This window comes from Streptomyces sp. NPDC093600 (genome assembly GCF_044764755.1).
Taxonomy (GTDB): domain Bacteria; phylum Actinomycetota; class Actinomycetes; order Streptomycetales; family Streptomycetaceae; genus Streptomyces.
Genome location: NZ_JBIWIU010000003.1, coordinates 222,786 through 240,699, shown reverse-complemented (window position 1 = coordinate 240,699; position 17,914 = coordinate 222,786). Strand labels below are relative to the sequence as shown.

Below are 17,914 nucleotides of genomic sequence, written 5' to 3'. Positions count from 1 at the left end.
TTCCGCGATATGGCGTAGTACTGGCCATCGTCAATTTTGCGCCATATGGCGTGGTGAGATCGCGATCAGTCAGGGAGTGAAGCAACATGACCGACGATCCATCCCGGCGCGACGTCATCAAGACCACAGGGTCGCTGGCCGGCGGCGCACTGCTCGCCGGTGCGCTCGGCGGGCCGGCGGCGCACGCCGCTCCTTCCCAGGGCGAGCCGCCCGTGGTCCAGCTGCCCATGGGCCGTCTTCGCGGCGCAACGGAAGGCGGTCTCGCCGTATTCAAGGGCGTGCCCTACGCGGCGCCTCCCATCGGCCCCCTCCGGTGGCGCCCGGCCGAGCCTCACCCGGGATGGCAGGGCACGCGCGAAGCGACCGCCTTCGGTCCGAGCGCGCCGCAGCCCTATCGGGAAGGGGGCGACCAGGTGCTCGGCACGCACGGCTCGCCGCCCTTCGACGAGGACTGCCTCACGCTGAACGTCTGGACACCGGCAGCCGGCGGCGCCAAGCGGCCCGTGATGGTGTGGATCCACGGCGGCGGCTTCATCTCCGGATCGGGCTCGCTGCCCAACTACTCCGGCGAGACTTTCGCGCGCAACGGCGACCTTGTCGTCGTGACCATCAACTACCGCCTCGGGCCGCTGGGATACCTCTACTTCGGCGAGAATGGAGCCGACGGCAACTTCTGGCTCACCGACCAGCTCGCTGCACTGCGCTGGGTCAAGGACAACATCACGGCGTTCGGCGGGGACCCGGACAACATCACGGTGGCCGGTCAGTCCGGCGGCGCGTTCTCGACCGCGGCCCTCGCCGGCACCCGCACCAAGGGCCGCCCGCTGTTCCAGCGCGCCATCCTGCAAAGCCCGCCGCTGGGCCTGGAAATTCCCACCCGCGCCGAGTCGCTCCAACGCACCGCTGCCTTCCTCGACATCCTCGGGGCCAAGGACGTCGCGGAGCTGCGGGCCGTGCCCTGGCAGCGACTGATCGCCGCCACCTTCGAGATGTTCGACCGCACCGCGCGCTGGGGCTACTGGTCGACGCCGTTCCTGCCAGTGATCGACATGGGCACGCTGGACAGCAACCCCGCTGAGCTGCTGCTCAGCGGCCCCGGGGCCGACATCGACGTCCTGATCGGCTGGACCAGGGAAGAGGCCAACTTCGCCTTCGGACTGGACGAGAGGTACGCCGCGACGACCAAGGACCAGGTGCTCGCTCGAGCAACGGACACCTTCGGCAACCGGGCATCCGAGGCTTACGCCGCATACGCGGGGGCCCGGCCGGGCGCCCGTCCCGTGGACGTACTCATGGACATCATCTCCGATGACCTCTTCCGCATACCGGCCCTGGCGCTGGCCGAGCGGCGGGCGATGCGCGGACGTCCGGTCTGGGCGTACCAGTTCGACCTCCCGACGCCCGCGCACGAGGGCCGGCTGGGCGCCGCACATTGCCTGGAACTGCCGTTCACCTTCAACAACTTCGACAAGTGGTCCCAGGCACCGTTCCTGACGGGCCTCAATCCCCGGGTCCGAGACGGTCTCGCCGCGACCATGCACGCCTCCTGGATCTCCTTCGTCCGCACCGGTGACCCCAACCACCACGCCATGCCGCACTGGGACCGCTACGACCGCAACTTCCGTACGACGATGAGCCTGGACTCCGTCACCGCCGCCACCGACGATCTCGCCGGCTACTGGCGGCGCCTGCACCGCGTATGAGCTCGCCTTCGCACCCGCGGGGGAAGCCGGCGATGCCGCTGCCCTTCTCCTGGGCGGATCAGGAACGGCACCTCGTCGACCACCTGTCGGCGCTGATCCGCCTGGACACCTCGAACCCGCCGGGCAACGAGATCACCGTCGCACGCTATCTCTCCCGCGAGCTGGCCCGTTCCGGTATCTCGCACCAGATCCTGGAGGCCGAGCCCGGGCGGGCCAACCTCGTCGCCCGGCTGCCCGGGACGGGACGCGGGGCGCCGCTGATGCTGCTGGGCCACGCCGACGTGGTCGGGGCACAGCCCGGTCAGTGGAGCCGCCCACCCCTCTCGGGTGAGGCCGCCAACGCCTGCGTGTGGGGCCGGGGAGCGCTCGACATGAAAGGCCAGATCGCCGCGAGCCTGCTCATCATGCAGCTCCTGGCCGCGCACAGGGTTGCCCTGCGCCGGGATCTGCTGTTGGTGGTCACCGCCGACGAGGAGGCAGGCAGCCGGCTGGGCGCGTACTGGCTGTGGGAAAACCACCGAAGCCTCGTCGAGGCCGAGTGGGCGTTCAACGAAGGCGGAGGGCAGCGCTTGATGACCCCCGGAGGCCCCCTCTACACGGTTCAGGTCGCCGAGAAGGGCAGCGCCCGGATGCGGATCACCGCGCGCGGGCCCGGCGGCCACGCCTCCGTACCGCGCCTGGACGCAGCGGTCTTCACGCTTGTCGAAGCCCTCATGCGGTTGCGCGCGTTCGCCCCCCGGTCGATGCGGCACCCGGTGGCCCATCGCATGCTGAGCACCTTGGCGGATCTGCACCCGGGCGCCGGCGCACAGGCCATCGAGCACCTGCTGACCAACCCAACATGGGCCAAGGCGAACAGCCTGCCCATCGATCCGGTGCTGCGTGAGTTCGTCGTCGCCGCCCTGCACAACACCGCCACCCCCACGCTGTTGTCCGCGGGCCAGCGGCCGAACGTGGTACCCGTCGAAGCGAGCGCGGTGCTGGACGGTCGTCTGCTGCCTGGCGAGCTGCCTGAGCACTGGGTGGCGGAGGTGCAAAAAGCGGTCGGGGACCGTGTGGAAGTATCCCTGCTGCACGGCAGGGTGAGCCACGCTGCCTGCGACGATCCGGAGATCCTGCGCGTTCTCAGCGAGACTGTCGCGGCCCACGAGCCGGGCGCACGCATCCTGCCGTACATCAACCCGGCCGCAACGGACGCCCGCGCCTTCCCCGACACGAAAGTGGTCGGATTCTTTCCCTCCGCCAGTGATGCGGACATCATGCGCCTCATCCACGCGCCCGACGAGCATGCCCGGATCAGCGACCTGATGTTCGGCGGGAAGTGCCTGCTGGACGCGGTCTTCAGACTCTCACTTTGAACGGAGCCACCCCATGGATGTCGTCGTCGAGACCTCGGCCGGCAAGATCGAAGGCACGGCCGCGGAGGGGCTGTCGGTCTTCAAGGGAATCCCCTACGCCCTTCCGCCGGAAGGACCCCTCAGGTTCCAGGCGCCGGCGCCGGTCCCCGGCTGGGACGGTGTCCGGCCGGCGAAGTCCTTCGGCGCCGCGCCGCCGCAGCTCCCGCTGGTGCCGGTCATGCCGGCTGCCTGGCGGCCCCAGGACGGCCTGGACTGCCTCAGCGTGAACGTGTGGAGTCCCGGAGGCGCCGGAGACCGGCTGCCGGTCATGGTGTGGATCTACGGCGGAGGGTGGAAGACGGGCTATGCCGGTGACCCGATCCACGACGGGGAGGTCCTCGCCCGCGGTGGCGTGGTCCTGGTGACGTTCAACTACCGGGTCGGCTTCGAGGGATTCGGATTCGTTCCGGATGCGCCCGCCAACCGGGGCTTCCTCGATCAGGCCGCCGCCCTCGCATGGGTGCATGAGAACATCGCGGCCTTCGGCGGCGACCCGGACAACGTGACGATCTTCGGCGAGTCCGGCGGAGGCGCGTCCGTGGCCGCCCTGATGTCCGCACCCGCCGCACACGGCCTCTTCCGCCGCGCCATCGTCCAGAGCATGGCGGGGCGGTTCCTCCCTGAGGAGGAAGCGCAGCGGATCTCCACAATGATCGCGGAAGCGGCCGGTGTGGCTGTCGAGAGGCTGGATTCTCTGCCGCCCGAGGCGCTGCTGGCGGTGCAGGACGCGCCCCTGCCGGCGATGCGTGCCAACCCGGCGAACTGGACGACCCCCGAGGCGATCACCGCCTTCTCACCCGTCATCGACGGCGTCACCGTTATCGACAAGCCCTGGCTTGCCATCCGCTCGGGCTGCGCCCGCGACGTGGACCTGATCTCCGGCTACACGCACGACGAGTTCACCCTGTTCGCCATGGAACGCGGCCTCGTCAAGATCAAGCCCACAGCAATGATCAAGGCCCTGCCCATGATGCTCTCGGCGGCCCGCGCGGGATTCCGCGAGCGCACAACGCCCAAGCCGGACCGGCCGGCGAAGATCCGCGACCTCGATCTAGGCGCCATCACCGACGGCCTGGGGCTCGGCCGCCAGGCAGCTGCCGACTACCGGACCGCATACCCCGGCCTGACCGACGCCCAGCTGTACGTCACCATGTTCTCCGACGCGCTGTTCCGGATGCCGTCCACATGGCTGGCCCAGGCCCACACCGCCGCAGGCGGACGAGCCTGGCTCTACGACTTCACCTACAGCGCTCCTGCCTTCGGCGGCGCTCTGGGCGCCTGCCACACCGTGGACATCCCGGCCACCTTCGGCAACACGGAGGGAACACTGGCGGCCTTCCTGCTCGGCGGCAAGCCCCCCTCCAAAGACTTCACTCATCTGTCCGAACAGCTGCGCGCGTCCTGGATCTCCTTCGCCACATCAGGAGACCCGGGATGGGACCCCTACACAGAGGACCGACCGATGACCCGTCTGTGGGACGTCGAACCCTCCGAGGCAGAGGACCCGCTCGCCGCCTCGCACCGGATCTGGCGCAAGAAGTCCGGGCTGTGACTGCCCGCTAACGTCCCGCACGATATAGCCCTCCGCCCCCGGCATTCCGGGGGCGGAGAGCTTCAGGACCTGGCGAGCTATTGATCTTGGTCAGGTTGCATGGATGTCGATGATTCGGCCGTCCGGGTCTATGAGTTGGTGGTGGCCGGGAGCGAGTGGGGGTTTCGCGGCGGTGCCGATGACGGCGAGGCCGAGGCGAACGGCGCCGGTCTCGCGGCCTGAGCGGGCGGGACAGATCTCGAAGACCATGCCGTCGGCAAGGATCGCCGCGTAGTGACGGGGGCCCTGGCCGTGCTGCTCGGTCACGAAGCGCAGGCCGAGGTCGCTGTAGAAGCGACAGCACTCTTCGAGCTGGGGTGAGTACAGGACCAGCAGGGTCGTGCGGATGCTGATCGGGTCACTCATGGGGCTCCTGGCCGGTGTGGGCAGCGGGTTCGGGCGTATTGCGACAGGGCCGGACGGGTTGGGTGAGTTGTGGGCCGACAGACCACCTGCTGATCACCCACCAGACGATCCGCCTGGCACAACGCCCCGACCTCAACCTCTCCCCACGCCGTAGCGGAAACACCTTCAGGCAGCTGGGCAGCAAGAGACCGCTAAGAGCCCTCCGTCGCCTCTGCGAGGCCGGTGACCTGCTGTACGTGTCGCAGGCTCGGTGTGGCGAGGATTTCGTGGAGCTGCTGGAAGGTCTGGCGTGCCGCGACCGCGTTCCAGTCGGCGGGGAGCAGCTCGGCGGGCAGGCCGGGGTCGAGGTAGGGCAGCCGGCGCCACTGGGTGAGCATGGGGACGTAGCGGCGGAACGCCTCGGCGCTGTCGATGTCACGCTGCTGTGCGCATTCCGCCGCGAGGGGCCCGTACTCGCGTGTGAATGCGGCGTACTGATCCTGGATCGCGGGGAAGTCCCACCAGGAGCTGACTGTTTCGGGCAGGTCGCTGAAGGCGGCGTAGTCCGCGGCGAAGAGATGCGCGTAGTCACTCAGTCCACGGCGGATGAGCATGTCGCGGGCATCGCCCAGGAGGCGGCTCGGCGCCAGCCATACTCCAGGGGCGATGTTCCCGAATCCCATCCAGGCCAGCCGGGTGCGCAACTGGTAGCGGTAGGAGCGCTCCGACTCCGGTACGGAGAAGACGGCCACTGCCCAGCCGTCGGCGAGCTTCGCCGGTTCCAGGCTGCCGAAGATGCGCCGGTCGCCCTCGTCGAAGACGGGTTGCGCGGCTGCGCTGAGCTTGTAGCCAGTGGCGGCCCGGCGCTCGGGCTCGAGTATGCCCTTTTTCTTGAGCCGGGAGATCGCAGAGCGGGCCGCCGGGCCATCGACGTCGAGTTCGGACATCAGGGTGATCAGGTCGGCGACCGAGATCCATCCGCCTAGGCGGCGCAGGAACGCTCCGTAGACCGTGTTGATCAAGGAGCTGGGCCGGGTGGGAGTGTCCGCCATGATCGCCTTCCGTCGGATGCGGTCGCGATCCTACCGAGCCGGCCGGACAGGTCACCGTCCAGGTGCAGGGCTGCGCTGCGCGTCAGGCGTAAGCGCCGGACAGAAGGTGGCCCGCGCCGGGCGCGATGGCCGGCAGGCCGAGCGTGCGCAGCATCTGGTGGGCCGTGCACACCGCTGCCGAGACGACGGGCTTGCCGAGCAGTTGTTCGGCTTCTTCGATGGCTCCCAGTGAGGGCATTTGGACGCAGGCGGAGAGGACGACGGCGTCGGCGCCGCTGTGGTTCAGGGCCTTGGCGAGGCCGGGCAGCTTCGCCGGGTCGTGGGCTGCGACATCGAGGTTGTCGGGGATCTCCAGTGCTGTGTAGTCGAGGACCTCGATGCCCTCATGGGTGAGGTAGTCGACGACCGTCTCGGTCAGCGGTCGCATGTAGGGGGCGATCAGGGCGATCTTCTTCGCGCCGAGGGTGTTCAGGCCGTGGACGAGGGCGCCGGCGCTGGTCACGACAGGGGCGGGTGCTCCGTTGTCCACAGTGCGGCTGTGCAGGCGTTCCTCGGAGGTGCGGTGGTAGCCCAGGCCCATGCTCATGATGGCGACCAGGCAGGCGTAGCCGAGGACGTCCACGCGGGCGTCGGAGAGTTCGAGGGCGCACCGGTCGGAGTCGGCGTCCATGGCCTTGAGCTGCTCGGGGGTCACGTGGGTCATGCGCATACGGCTGGAGTGGAAGGTGAAGCGTTCGGGCGCGATGGTTTCGCGGGCGCGCAGGATGGCCGGGACTTCGGTCTCCATGGTGACGTTGGAGCTCGGGACGATCTGGCCGATGCGGTAGGTGCGGGCGGACATGGGGGTGCTCCTCAGCGGGCGTCGACGACGGGGTTGGTGAGGGTGCCGATGCCTTCGACGGTGGCCTCTACGGTGTCGCCGGGGGTGAGGTACTCCGGCGGGACCATGCCGGCGCCGACGCCGGAAGGGGAGCCCGTGGCGATGATGTCGCCCGGCTCCAGGGTCACGCCGGAGGAGATGTCGGCGATGAGCCGGGCGATGGGAAAGAGCATGTGGCGGGTGTTCGACTTCTGCTTGGTGACGCCGTTGACGCGCAGTTCGAGGTCCAGGGCCATCGGGTCGGCGATGTCGTCGGCGGTGACGACGGCAGGGCCGAAGGGGGCGTAGGAGTCCTGGGCCTTGGAGAAGAACCACTGTCCGGAGCGGCGCTGGTCGCGGGCGCTGATGTCGTTGACGATGCTGTAGCCGAAGATGTGGTCGTAGGCGTCCTCCTCGCTGACGCGGAAGGCGGTACGTCCGATGACCACGGCGAGCTCGCATTCCCAGTCCAGCTCATTGGTCAGGTCCGCGTTGTGGAGGATCGGCGCGCCGGGGCCGGTGACGGCGGTGGCGGGCTTGCTGAAGAGGACCGGGCGCGGGGGCAGGTCCTTGTCGGTGTCCAGACTGCGGCTGGACTCCTCGACGTGTTCGACGTAGTTCAGCCCGACGCCGATGATCTTGCCAGGGCGCAGCGGGGCCTGCAGGTCCACGTCGTCGAACTCGTGCACGGCCTCGGCTGGCCAGGCCGCGGGGCCGTCGGCGAGCAGGCGGGCCGCGGTCTCGTGCGCGCCGGCTCCCGCCTGGATGAACGAAAGGAGGTCTGCGGGCAGGTGTGTGCCAGCCTTCTCGGCGAGGACGGCGAGGTCGACCAGCTGGTTGCCCACCTGTGCGGCGAGGCGGTGGGGGGAGTCGTTGTGGGTGTAGGTGACCAGTCGCATGGGTGCTCCTTGAATGCGAGGAGGGAAGAGGGTTGGCGAGGTGGTGGGGCGGCGGCAGCGCTGGAGCGTTTGTCCGCCGCCCCGTGCCCGGGGCGGTCGCGGGGCAGGGCTTTCCGTCCCCGGTTTTGCACTCCGCCGGGCCGGTGCCGGTGTCAGGGCCGGCGGCTCCGGTCCGGCGGAGCGGCTTCAGGCGGTGGGCTGGTGCCCGCCGTTGTCGGTGTACGCCTCTTCGCGGTGGAAGCCGAGGGAGCGCATGACGGGGAAGTCGTTGAAGGAGAACAGGCAGGCATCCTCGGACTGGTCGAGGTTGTGGTGCTCGTGCCAGGCCCAGGAAGGCACGCAGAAGATGTCGCCCTTCTTCCACTCGAAGCGCTGGCCGGCGATCACCGAGACGCCGCGGCCCTTGGCCGCCGTGTAGATGACCGAGCCGGTGTGGCGGTGCGCGAGGGTGGCCTGGCCGGGCCGCAGGAGCTGCATGTGGGCCCCCATGGTGGGCATGACCGACCCGCCGGTGAGCGGGTTGGTGTACTCCGCTATGACACCGTCGTACGGGGACCCTTCGGTGGCCTTGGCGAGGTTGCGCAGTGCCTCGTAGGTGGGCTCCCAGGGGAAGGCCAGCAGCGGCGAGTACGGCCTGGTCCACTTCTCCGAGCCGTAGGGCATGAGGTTCGCGCTGTAGGTGAGGACAGAGGAGTTGATGACCTTGCCCGGGGTCTGGTAGAGCTCGGGGTGGACCTCATAGAAGCCAGCGTCCAGAGCGTTGACCAGCGGGATGTCCAGGCCGTCCTGCCAGATGACGGGCGCGTCGTCGGATTCGTTGCCGTGTTCGTGCCAGGTGCCGTTGGGGGTGATGGCAAAGTCGCCCGGGGCCACCTTCAGCTTCTGGCCGTCGACGATGGTCCAGGCGCCGGTGCCCTCGTGGACGAAGCGCAGGGCTGCGGCCTGGTGGCGGTGGGCGGTCATGGCCTCGCCGGGGCCCATGATCTGAAGGCCGGTGTAGAGGAGGCCGGCCGCGGCGCTGACGTCCTTGCGGCCGGGGTTGACCAGCATGACGACCCGGCGGCCGGCGTCGTCGGCCTTGACCAGGTCGAGGGCCTTGCGGACCAGCGGCCGCAGCGCGTCGTAGCGCCAGAGCACGGGGACGGACTTCGGCTGCGGATACCAGGGCTCGATGTCGTTGGCCACGGTCCACAGCGCGCCGGCTTCGAGCTGGGCGAGTTCGCCGTAGAACGCGGCGAGTTCGGGAGAGTCGGACACCCGTGCTCGGCCCAGCTGGCTGTCGTCGTACTCGGTGGTCATGCGTCCTCCTTCGTGATGCCGGTGATGCCGGTGATGCCGGTGATGCCGGTGAGGTCGGTGGCAAGGGGTGCGGCGGTGTGCGCGGGATCGGTGGCGAAGGTCACCGGCGTGCGGGGGCGGTTGTCGACGTGCAGCTGGAAGACGTCGAAGCGGTTGTAGTGGCCGACGATGTCGTGCATCTGCTTCGGCTGGATGCACTTGGCCAGATCGATCTCGGCGTACACGATGCCTTCGTCGTCGACCAGCGGCTCGGTGACGGGCCGCCCGTCGGGGCCGAAGATCCCGGACAGGGCGCTGCGGGGGCGGGCGAGCATGCGCCGCACCTCCTCGTCGTCGCCGGCGATGGTGTCCACCATCTCGGGCGAGATCGTCGAGCAGGCCACGACGGAGAAGACCTTGCCCTCGAAGCTGTGGGCGGCGGTACGCACCGCGATGGCGTCCGCCATGTCGTAGTCGGCCGGCGCCACGGGCAGGGCGATGTAGCTGGAGGCGTGGACCAGCTCGCCCTGGGCGAGCAGGGTGAATCGGGCCAGCGTGTTGGTGTTCTCGCCGCAGGCCAGCACACCGAGCGGGCCCACGGGTGTGTGGTGGACCTTCAGGGAGCTGCCGTCACCGCCGGTCCAGGTGAGTTTCTCCGCCCAGGTGGGCACCAGCTTGCGGTGAACTCCCAGGAGTTCACCGTCCGGGCCGATGGTGAGCAGGGTGTTGTAGAGGACGCCGAGGCTGTGCGGGGCACGTTCGTTGACGCCGATGACGAGGACGACGCCGTGCTGGCGGGCGGCGGCGCGCAGCTGGTCGACATGCGGGCCGGGGATGTCGATGGACGCGCGGAGCAGGCGCTCGAACCAGGGTGAGCCCTGGACCGGGTTCATCGTCCAGTTCCAGTACGGGTACCCGGCGATGAACACCTCGGGGAAGACGATCAGTTCGGCGCCGGCCGCCGCTGCCTCTGCGATCAGTTCCGTCGCCTTGTCGACGGTCGCCGTAGCGTCCAGGTAGATGGGGGCGGCCTGCACGGCCGCGGCGGTGAAGCGTGGCAGATCCATCGGGTCTCTCCAGTTCAGCGGGGCGCGGCGACCGCGCGGGCCCGGTGGTGCGGGAGCCAGCGCTGGTGGACGGGGGCGGGGGGCGTGCGCAGCAGCTCAAGGCGGGGCGGGACGCGGTCGGTGCGCGCGCCCGGAGGGCGACCGCTGCCCGCCTTCCAGGCGGCCGGCCACGGCGCCGCCGGGCCCATGTAGTCCTGGGCGGCTGCGGCGTGCAGGGTCCACAGGGGGTCATGGAGATGGGCACGGCCGACTGCGACGAGGTCGGCACGACCGGCCAGGATGATCGAGTTCACGTCGTCGTACGTCGATATGGCGCCGACCGCGATGACGGGGATGTCGGTGGTGTTGCGGATCAGGTCGGCGTACGGCGTCTGGTAGCTGCGGCCGTACTGGGGGCGCTCATGGGCAACGACCTCTCCGGTGGAGACGTCGACCGCGTCGGCGCCGGCCGCGGCGAGAGCGCGGGCAATGTCCACGGCGTCGGCTTCGCTGGTGCCGCCTTCGGCCCAGTCCGTGGCCGAGATGCGGACCACGAGCGCCTTCCCCTCGGGCCATACGGCGCGCACCGCCCGCAGCACTTCCAGCGGGAAGCGCAACCGTCCGGCGAGATTGCCGCCGTAGGCGTCCGTCCGCATGTTCGTCAGGGGCGAGAGGAAGGTGGACATCAGGTGACCGTGACCGTACTGCAGTTCCAGGACGTCGAAACCGGCCCGGTGGGCGCGCCCAGCGGCGGCGACGAAGTCACGCGTGATGGCGTCCATGTCCTGACGGGTCGCCTCCCGCGGAACAGCGGCGCCCTCGTCCCACTGGATTGATGAGGCCGCGACCAGCGGCCACCCTTCGATGCCCAGGGGAACGGACCTGCCGTCCGGCCGCGGGATGGCGGTCGCCGCACGGCGGCCGGCGTGGGTGAGCTGAATACCCAGGCAGACATCCGACTGGCCGTGGACGAAGTCGGTGATCCGCCGCCAGGCGGCCTCCTGCTCCTCCGTGTACAGGCCGGGGCAGCCGGGAGTGGCCCGGCCGTCCGCGCTGACCGCCGTCATCCCGGCGAAGACAAGGCAGGAGCCGCTCATGGCCATGGTGCTCAGGTGGACGAGTTCGAAGTCGCCGGGGAGACCGTCCCGAGCGGTGTACAGCGCGGTGGGCGGTACGACGACGCGGTTGCGCAGGTGCAGACCACCCAGCTGGAACGGGCGGAACATCGGAGGGGCACCCGCCGCGCCGCCGGAAGGTCCGGGCGCCGCGAGCGGGCTGTTGGCCGCATGCCAGGAATCGACCGCCGTGGTGAACTCCTCGTCGCGCACGCGCAGGTTGTCGTAGGTGACGCGGCGGCTGCGGGTGAGGAGGTTGAAGGCGAACTGCGGGGGTTGCTGGTCCGTGTAACGGCCGACGTTCTCGAACCATTCGAGACTTGCCTGGGCTGCGCGCTGGGTGGATTCGACGACCGGTCTGCGCTCGCCCTCGTACGCGGCGATCGCGGAGGGTATGTCTGCGTTCTCGTGCAGGCAGGCGGCCAGTGCCAGGGCGTCCTCCATGGCGAGCTTGGTGCCGGAGCCAATGGAGAAGTGGGCGGTGTGCGCGGCATCCCCGAGCAGGACGACGTTCTCGTGGCGCCAGGAAGCGTTGCGTACCGTGGTGAAGCGGATCCAACGGGACTGATTGGGTATCAGACGGTGCCCGTCGAGGTGGTCGGCGAGGATCTCCTCGCACAGCCGCACACTCTCCTCGTCGCTCTCGCCGCGGGCGAACTCCCGATCGGCGAAAGCCTCGAAGCCCGCCCGCCGCCAGTCGCCCTCGGCGATCTCCACGATGAACGTGCTGGACTTGTCGTTGTACGGGTAGGCGTGCACCTGGATGCTGCCGAAGTCCCGCTGCTCGACGATGAAGGTGAACGCCTCGAAGACCCGGTCGGTGGACAGCCACATGTAGCGGCAGTGGCGTTCGTCAAGCTCCGGACGGAAGCTGTCGGCATAGTGCTCCCGGGTCGCCGAGCGGATTCCGTCAGCGGCGACGACCAGGTCGTAGTCGGCGGAGAGCTCCTCCACGGGCGGTGCCTGAGTGCTGTAGCGCACATCCACGCCGAGCTCCGCGCAACGCTTCTGCAGGATCTCCCGCAGCCGATTGCGGTCCAAGGCTGCGAAGCCGTGCCCGCCGGAGACGTGTACCTCACCGGCATAGCGGACGTCGATGTCGCTCCACCGGGCGAACTCCGCGGACATGGCCGCGAAGACCGCGGGGTCGGCCTGCGCGATCCCGTCCAGCGTCTCGTCGGAGAAGACGACACCGAAGCCGAACGCGTCGTCACGGGCGTTGCGCTCCCAGACAGTGATGTCCCACTCCGGTGAGAGCTGCTGGGCCAGGGCCGCGAAGTACAGCCCGCCGGGCCCTCCCCCGATGACTGCTACACGCACGGTGTTCCTCCTAGTGGTTCAAAAACAGACTATGCCGGATAATTGTCGAACGTAAAGAACTCAACATAGAGCGGGGGTGGGGTCGGGTCAGGCGATGAGTTCGGGGGCCTGGGGGCCGGCCTTGGTGAGGACATCTCGCACGTCGTCGGGCCAGGGAGTGGTGGCGGTGGCGCGCGATGCCGAGTGGACGATGACCATGCGGCCGCTGACAGCCGCTTCGTCCGCCTCGCCGTGAACGGTGAAGGCGTAGTGGAGCGAGCTGGTTCCGACCTTGGTGACCTTCAGTTCGGTACGGACCTTTTCGCCGAACCACAGCCGGGCGCGGTAGTCGGCCTCGAAGTGGACCCTCGGCGTGCTGCCGAAGAGATGGGCGAGCCCCAGCCGCCGCAGCAGGACGGCCTCGGCCGCCTCGACCCACCGCACGACGGTGGAGTGGTGGTAATGGCCGGCCGCGTCGGTGTCGGGCCACTCCACACACCGTTCGATGACGACGCTGGGCAGGTTCTCGGCGGACGCCTCCGGGCATCCGCCGGCGCAGCTGTCCGTCGGGGCGGAGGCTGCGTGCTGGGGGCTGGTGCTGTCCATGACCATGCCTTTCGGAAGGGCGATTAGCGGGAGGGGGATTGGGCGCGGCGGCGTAGCTCGGCGCGCTGGAGCTTGCCGGTGCTTGTGCGCGGCAGTTCCGTGACGAACTCGATGGCGCGGGGGTACTTGTACGGAGCGACGCTCTGCTTGACGTGGTCCTGGAGCTCCTTGACGGTGACCTCGTCGGTGGCGACACCGGGGCGCAGGATCACGTACGCCTTGACGAGCATTCCGCGCTTGTCGTCCGGGGCGCCGACCACGCCGCACTCTTCGACGTAGGGGTGGGTGGCGAGGGCCTTTTCGACTTCGGGGCCGGCGATGTTGTACCCAGAGGAGACGATCATGTCGTCGCTGCGGGCCACGTACCAGAAGTAGCCGTCGGCGTCCTTGATGTAGGTGTCGCCTGTGATGTTCCAGCCGTCCCGCACGTAGGTGGTCTGACGCGGGTCCTGCATGTACCGGCAGCCGGTGGGGCCGGTGACGGCGAGGAGTCCGGGCTGTCCGTCGGGAACCGGCTCGCCCGCCTCGTCGACGATGCGGGCCCGGTATCCGGGCACGGGCCGGCCCGTGGCGCCGGGGCGTATGTCGTCGTCGGCAGCCGAGATGAAGACGTGGAGCATTTCGGTGGCGCCGATGCCGTCGATGATGCGCAGTCCGGTGGCGGCGTGGAACTCCTCCCACACCGATGCCGGCAGCGCCTCTCCGGCGGAGACGCAGCGGCGCAGCCCGGACAGCCGCCCGGTCGCACCGGCCGACACGATCGCGCGGTAGGCGGTGGGGGCGGTGAAGAGCACGGTGGCGCCGTGCTCGGCCACAAGGTCGGCCAGCCGCTCGGGGCCGGCCCGCTCGATCAACAGCGTCGCCGCACCCGCGTGCAGGGGGAAGACCACCAGTCCGCCGAGCCCGAAGGTGAAGGCCAGGGGCGGAGTCCCGGTGAAGACGTCGTCCTGGCGGGGCTTGAGGATGTGGCGGGAGAAGGTGTCGGCTATTGCCAGGACGTCACGGTGGAAGTGCAGGGTCGCCTTCGGGCGCCCGGTCGTTCCGGAGGTGAACCCGATCAGGGCCACGTCGTCGGCCGCGGTGACCACGTTGGCGAACTGCCCGTCCTTGGCCGCGCAGCGTTGCACGAGGTCCGCTTCACCCGGGCCGCCGTAGGCCAGTACGGCAAGTCCGGGCGCGTCGGCGGCGGTGAGCTCGTCCAGGTAGCGGTGGTCGCAGATGGCGACGGCCGGCCGGCTGATCGCGTGCAGCTCCGCGAGCTCGCCGGCACGCAGCAGCGGCATGGTGGTCACCGCCACACCGCCGGCCTTGAGGACGCCGAACCAAGCCGCCACCAGCCAAGGGTTGTTGGGGCCGCGCAACAGGACCCGCCCACCGGGGACGAGGCCGAAGTCCTCGGTCAGGACCTGGGCGACCTGGTTGGCGCGCTCCAGCAGGTCACCGTAGGTCCACCGGTCTGCGGGAGTCAGCAGACAGGGCCGGTCGGGCCCCCAGCGCTCGACGGCGTCGTCGAGCAGCCGCTGGGCGCAGTTGAGGCGGTCGGGGTAGCGCAACTCCGGCAGATCGAAGTGCAGTTCGGGCCAGAGGGCGAAGGGCGGGAGCCGATCACGGCAGAACGAGTCGACATGAGCTGACGGGGAGAGCTCCATGGGGCGGCACCTCAATCTCGGGGCAGCGGGGAGAGTGGAGCAAGTATCTCGATAAACTTGCGAGCGTCAATATTGCGCGACAAAAATCCCACAGGGAGCGTACCGCTGGACTCGCAAGACTTGACCGCGATGACAGTTACACGTGTAACATGCTAGCGCCTCCCGAGGGGAGCGCCAGCATTTCGGACAAAAGTCACGACGTGCCAAATTCTGGATCTACTCCGATCGGAGATCGCTTCCATGCCGCAACCGCCGACGGCCGCGCTCGACACCGGATGGCCGCCGCCTCCTTACCAGGCGCCCGTGCCGTTCGTCGTCACCGAGAACGATGTACGTCGCTTCGACGGCATCACCTACGCGACCACTCCCGGCTACCGGCCCCGGCTGCTCGACGTGCTCGTCCCGGCGGCCGACGCGCCGGTCCCCGCGGTCATCTGGATCCACGGCGGCGGCTGGCTGGAAGGTGATCGGCGCTATCCCCCGCCGACGGTTCCCGTCGAGCTGCTCCACGGTTCGATCCTGCGGGCCGGGCTGGCCCTCGTCTGCATCGACTACCGGCACAGCCTTGAGGCACCCTTCCCCGCTCAGCTCCACGACGTGAAGGCCGCCATCCGCTACGTCCGGCACTTCGCCGACATCTTCGGTATCGACCCGAAGCGGATCGGAGTTTGGGGCGAGTCGGCAGGCGGTCATCTGGCCGCACTCGCCGGTCTCACCCGTCCCGAGGGCCCTGCCGGCGAGGCACTGGAGGGCGGCGAAGGCATACCCGACGGGGACACCGCGGTGCAGGCCGTCGTGGACTGGTACGGGGTGTCCGAGATCGCCTCGCTGCTCTCGCATCCGCTGCCGCTGACGCCCGGGGTCGAAATCCCCAACCCGTTCACCACGCTGCTCGGCGGCGTCGAAGACGAGCGCGGTGAGCTGGCCCGCACCGCGAGTCCCGTCACTTACGCGGAAGGGGCCACGCCCCCGCCGTTCCTGCTGGTCCACGGCACCGAGGACAAGCTCGTGCCCTACAACCAGAGCGAGCTGCTCGCCGAGAAGCTGCGCAGCGCCGGCGGCGAGGTGACCCTCGAGCCGGTGGAGGGAGCGGACCACATCTTCCTCGGGGCCCCCGACGTCACTCCCATCGTCACCGGGAGCGTCGCCTTCCTGGCCCGGCACCTGGGCGCCTGACGGGCCTCAGTCATCTCTGCTTCGGTGTGGGGCGCCGGATGATCCTTTGCGACGCCCCACACCTTCTTCCTGCTGGCGTACTCAAGTCGATCTCGACGCACAGATACGGGCCGTGGCGCAGGCCGCGGCCGCGAAAGGCTGCAATGTCCGGCATTCAGGTTGCTTCCCCTGCCGTCCCGGCCGCTTCCAGACACCGCCGATCCGTTCCGGCTCCGCCAGGTGCCGGCGTGCTCCCCTGCAGTGTCTTCTTCCTTCTCCTCGCCGCGCTGCTGGCGTTCACGGTGACGGCCAACGCCGCACGTCCGCCGTTTCAAGGTCTGGACGAACGCTGGCTGGTCTGGATGGGGGGCCCGCACCAAGGCGTCTACGCCGCCGCGGCGGCCTTTCTGAACTGGTTCGGCGGGCCTTTGGGCGTGGTTGTTCCCGTGGGCATGCTGATCTTCCTGATCGTGCGCAAGCGCTGGTGGTCCGTGTCCTGCCTGCTCGCCACCTATCTGGTCGGCAACATGGCCGTGGTGCTGCTTTTGAAGCACCTGGTGGACCGGCCTCGGCCGGCGAACCCCCTGGTCCGGGTGGACCACGGTTCGTTCCCCTCCGGGCACGCCGCCGGGGCGGCGCTCCTGGTGGTGCTGGTCGGTGCTCTGGTCATACCGGTGGCGCGTCGCCGCGCATGGTGGATCGCGGGGGCGCTGTTCACCCTGGCCATGATGTGGAGTCGCACGTGGCTGCACGCACACTGGCTCAGCGACACCGTGGCCGGCGCCGCGGCGGGCGGCGGCGCCGGCTTGCTGTTCTGGTGGCTGTTCAGGCACCGACTTGCCCGGGAAGGCACAGTACCCCGGCGCTGAGAGCGTCTCAGGAGCTCAGCCGGTGCACCAGCTCGGCCTCGACGTCCGGCACTGGCGGTGCCGTTCCCTTCTCGATCAGCAGGTGCAGGGTGTCTGCGATGGTCGCCGGCGAGGGCAAGCGCAGCCGCACGGTCGTCAGCGGCGGCTCCTGAAGGGCGGACATGACGAGGTCATCAGCGCCGACGACAGCCACGTCGCCGGGGATGGTGATGCCCTCACTGCGCAGCGCGTGGGTGAGGAGAGCTGCGTACTCGTCGTTGAAGGCGAAGACCGCGTCCAGGTCAAGTGCCGGCCACTTCTTGGCCAAGGCGGTGGCGGACTCACGGGTGTAGGCGAGGTCGAGCGGTGTCACCGTCGCCGTGGTTCGAGAGGCGACCCGTTGAGCGCCGGCTAGCCTCGGCCGACCGAAGGAGTCCAGACCGCGCTCTTGCGGCAGGACCACACCGATCCTGCTCCGGCCGCGGGCGATGAGGTGTTCGGCTGCGACTTCACCGATGCGGCTGTGGTCGAAGACCACGGTGTGGATTCCTTCCAGGGGCCGGGCCGCGACGGCGAGCAACCCACGCACACCCGCGCGGCGCAGGATGCCGGCCGCCTCCGCGGTGATGCGGTCGGCATTCATCGTCAGCACTGCCGCGGGTCGCAGTTCGGCCCAGGCCCGTGCGGCGCTCGCCGCGTCGGCGAAGCGGCCGGTGTGGAGCACGGTGGTGTATCCGTGCCGGTCGAGTTCGCTTTGCAGATCGTCCACCCAGCTGCTGACCAGGCTGCCGATGGCGGAGACCGAGGCGGGCAGCAGCACCAGATTGCTGCGCCCGGCGCGCAGGGAGCGGGCGGCGGCATGGGGTACGTATCCGAGGTCCTTGGCCGCGGCCAGCACTCGGGCCCGAGTGCTGTCGCTGACCCGGTGGCCCTGGGTGTCGTTGAGCACGAAGGACACGGTGGCCCGGGACACTCCCGCCAGGCGGGCCACGTCCGCGCTGGTGATCGAGGCGGCGCCAGTTGTTTCTTTGGCCATGACGTCCTTCTTCGCTCGTATTTCCGGCAGGATGAC

General features: G+C 69.4%; 15 protein-coding genes. 5 read left to right on the top strand and 10 right to left on the bottom strand.

Annotation, left to right across the window (positions count from 1 at the left end; genetic code table 11):
* Nucleotides 1-86 precede the first annotated feature (86 nt).
* From ACIRB4_RS11010 to ACIRB4_RS11000, 3 genes are read left to right on the top strand one after another with little or no spacing between them, the layout of a single operon-like run.
* Nucleotides 87-1,703, top strand: coding sequence for a carboxylesterase/lipase family protein (locus tag ACIRB4_RS11010; protein ID WP_403289916.1), 1,617 nt, complete (start codon nt 87-89; stop codon nt 1,701-1,703).
* Nucleotides 1,704-1,735: 32 nt separating this feature from the next.
* Nucleotides 1,736-3,061 carry a M20/M25/M40 family metallo-hydrolase gene (locus ACIRB4_RS11005; protein ID WP_403289915.1) on the top strand — a complete coding sequence of 442 codons (1,326 nt, stop codon included), beginning with the start codon at nt 1,736-1,738 and terminating at the stop codon, nt 3,059-3,061.
* A gap of 13 nt (nt 3,062-3,074) precedes the next feature.
* Nucleotides 3,075-4,652 carry a carboxylesterase/lipase family protein gene (locus tag ACIRB4_RS11000; RefSeq protein ID WP_403289914.1) on the top strand — a complete coding sequence of 526 codons (1,578 nt, stop codon included), beginning with the start codon at nt 3,075-3,077 and terminating at the stop codon, nt 4,650-4,652.
* A gap of 90 nt (nt 4,653-4,742) precedes the next feature.
* Here the strand turns inward: ACIRB4_RS11000 and ACIRB4_RS10995 are convergent, their stop codons facing one another.
* The 9 genes from ACIRB4_RS10995 to ACIRB4_RS10955 form a co-directional block, all read right to left on the bottom strand.
* Nucleotides 4,743-5,057, bottom strand: a complete 315-nt coding sequence (locus ACIRB4_RS10995) for a glyoxalase/bleomycin resistance/dioxygenase family protein (protein ID WP_403289913.1) — start codon at nt 5,055-5,057, stop codon at nt 4,743-4,745.
* 191 nt (nt 5,058-5,248) lie between these two features.
* On the bottom strand, nt 5,249-6,088 hold the full coding sequence (locus tag ACIRB4_RS10990; protein ID WP_403289911.1) for a PaaX family transcriptional regulator C-terminal domain-containing protein: 840 nt from the start codon (nt 6,086-6,088) through the stop codon (nt 5,249-5,251).
* 82 nt (nt 6,089-6,170) lie between these two features.
* The gene (locus ACIRB4_RS10985) at nt 6,171-6,929 is read right to left on the bottom strand and encodes an Asp/Glu racemase (protein ID WP_403289910.1); all 759 of its coding nucleotides are present in this window, start codon (nt 6,927-6,929) and stop codon (nt 6,171-6,173) included.
* A gap of 11 nt (nt 6,930-6,940) precedes the next feature.
* Nucleotides 6,941-7,846: a fumarylacetoacetate hydrolase family protein gene (locus ACIRB4_RS10980; protein ID WP_403289909.1), complete on the bottom strand. Its 906-nt coding sequence runs from the start codon at nt 7,844-7,846 to the stop codon at nt 6,941-6,943.
* Nucleotides 7,847-8,032: 186 nt separating this feature from the next.
* Nucleotides 8,033-9,145 carry a cupin domain-containing protein gene (locus ACIRB4_RS10975; protein ID WP_403289907.1) on the bottom strand — a complete coding sequence of 371 codons (1,113 nt, stop codon included), beginning with the start codon at nt 9,143-9,145 and terminating at the stop codon, nt 8,033-8,035.
* Nucleotides 9,142-10,191: a carbon-nitrogen hydrolase family protein gene (locus ACIRB4_RS10970; protein WP_403289906.1), complete on the bottom strand. Its 1,050-nt coding sequence runs from the start codon at nt 10,189-10,191 to the stop codon at nt 9,142-9,144. The genes ACIRB4_RS10975 and ACIRB4_RS10970 overlap by 4 nt, the downstream gene beginning before the upstream one ends.
* Before the next feature lie 14 nt (nt 10,192-10,205).
* Nucleotides 10,206-12,605 (bottom strand): bifunctional salicylyl-CoA 5-hydroxylase/oxidoreductase, encoded by a 2,400-nt coding sequence (locus ACIRB4_RS10965; RefSeq protein ID WP_403289904.1) that lies wholly within the window; start codon nt 12,603-12,605, stop codon nt 10,206-10,208.
* A gap of 87 nt (nt 12,606-12,692) precedes the next feature.
* Nucleotides 12,693-13,190, bottom strand: a complete 498-nt coding sequence (locus ACIRB4_RS10960; RefSeq protein ID WP_403289903.1) for an acyl-CoA thioesterase — start codon at nt 13,188-13,190, stop codon at nt 12,693-12,695.
* A gap of 23 nt (nt 13,191-13,213) precedes the next feature.
* Nucleotides 13,214-14,839, bottom strand: coding sequence for an AMP-binding protein (locus ACIRB4_RS10955; RefSeq protein ID WP_403289901.1), 1,626 nt, complete (start codon nt 14,837-14,839; stop codon nt 13,214-13,216).
* Between the two features lie 240 nt (nt 14,840-15,079).
* On the opposite strand from ACIRB4_RS10955, the gene ACIRB4_RS10950 reads away from it, so the two are divergent.
* Together ACIRB4_RS10950 and ACIRB4_RS10945 are read left to right on the top strand one after the other, a co-directional pair.
* Nucleotides 15,080-16,015 (top strand): alpha/beta hydrolase fold domain-containing protein, encoded by a 936-nt coding sequence (locus ACIRB4_RS10950; RefSeq protein ID WP_403289900.1) that lies wholly within the window; start codon nt 15,080-15,082, stop codon nt 16,013-16,015.
* A 227-nt stretch (nt 16,016-16,242) separates the two neighbouring features.
* Nucleotides 16,243-16,863, top strand: coding sequence for a phosphatase PAP2 family protein (locus tag ACIRB4_RS10945; protein ID WP_403289898.1), 621 nt, complete (start codon nt 16,243-16,245; stop codon nt 16,861-16,863).
* A gap of 7 nt (nt 16,864-16,870) precedes the next feature.
* On the opposite strand, the gene ACIRB4_RS10940 is transcribed toward ACIRB4_RS10945, so the two are convergent.
* The gene (locus ACIRB4_RS10940) at nt 16,871-17,878 is read right to left on the bottom strand and encodes a LacI family DNA-binding transcriptional regulator (RefSeq protein WP_403289897.1); all 1,008 of its coding nucleotides are present in this window, start codon (nt 17,876-17,878) and stop codon (nt 16,871-16,873) included.
* Nucleotides 17,879-17,914 lie beyond the last annotated feature (36 nt).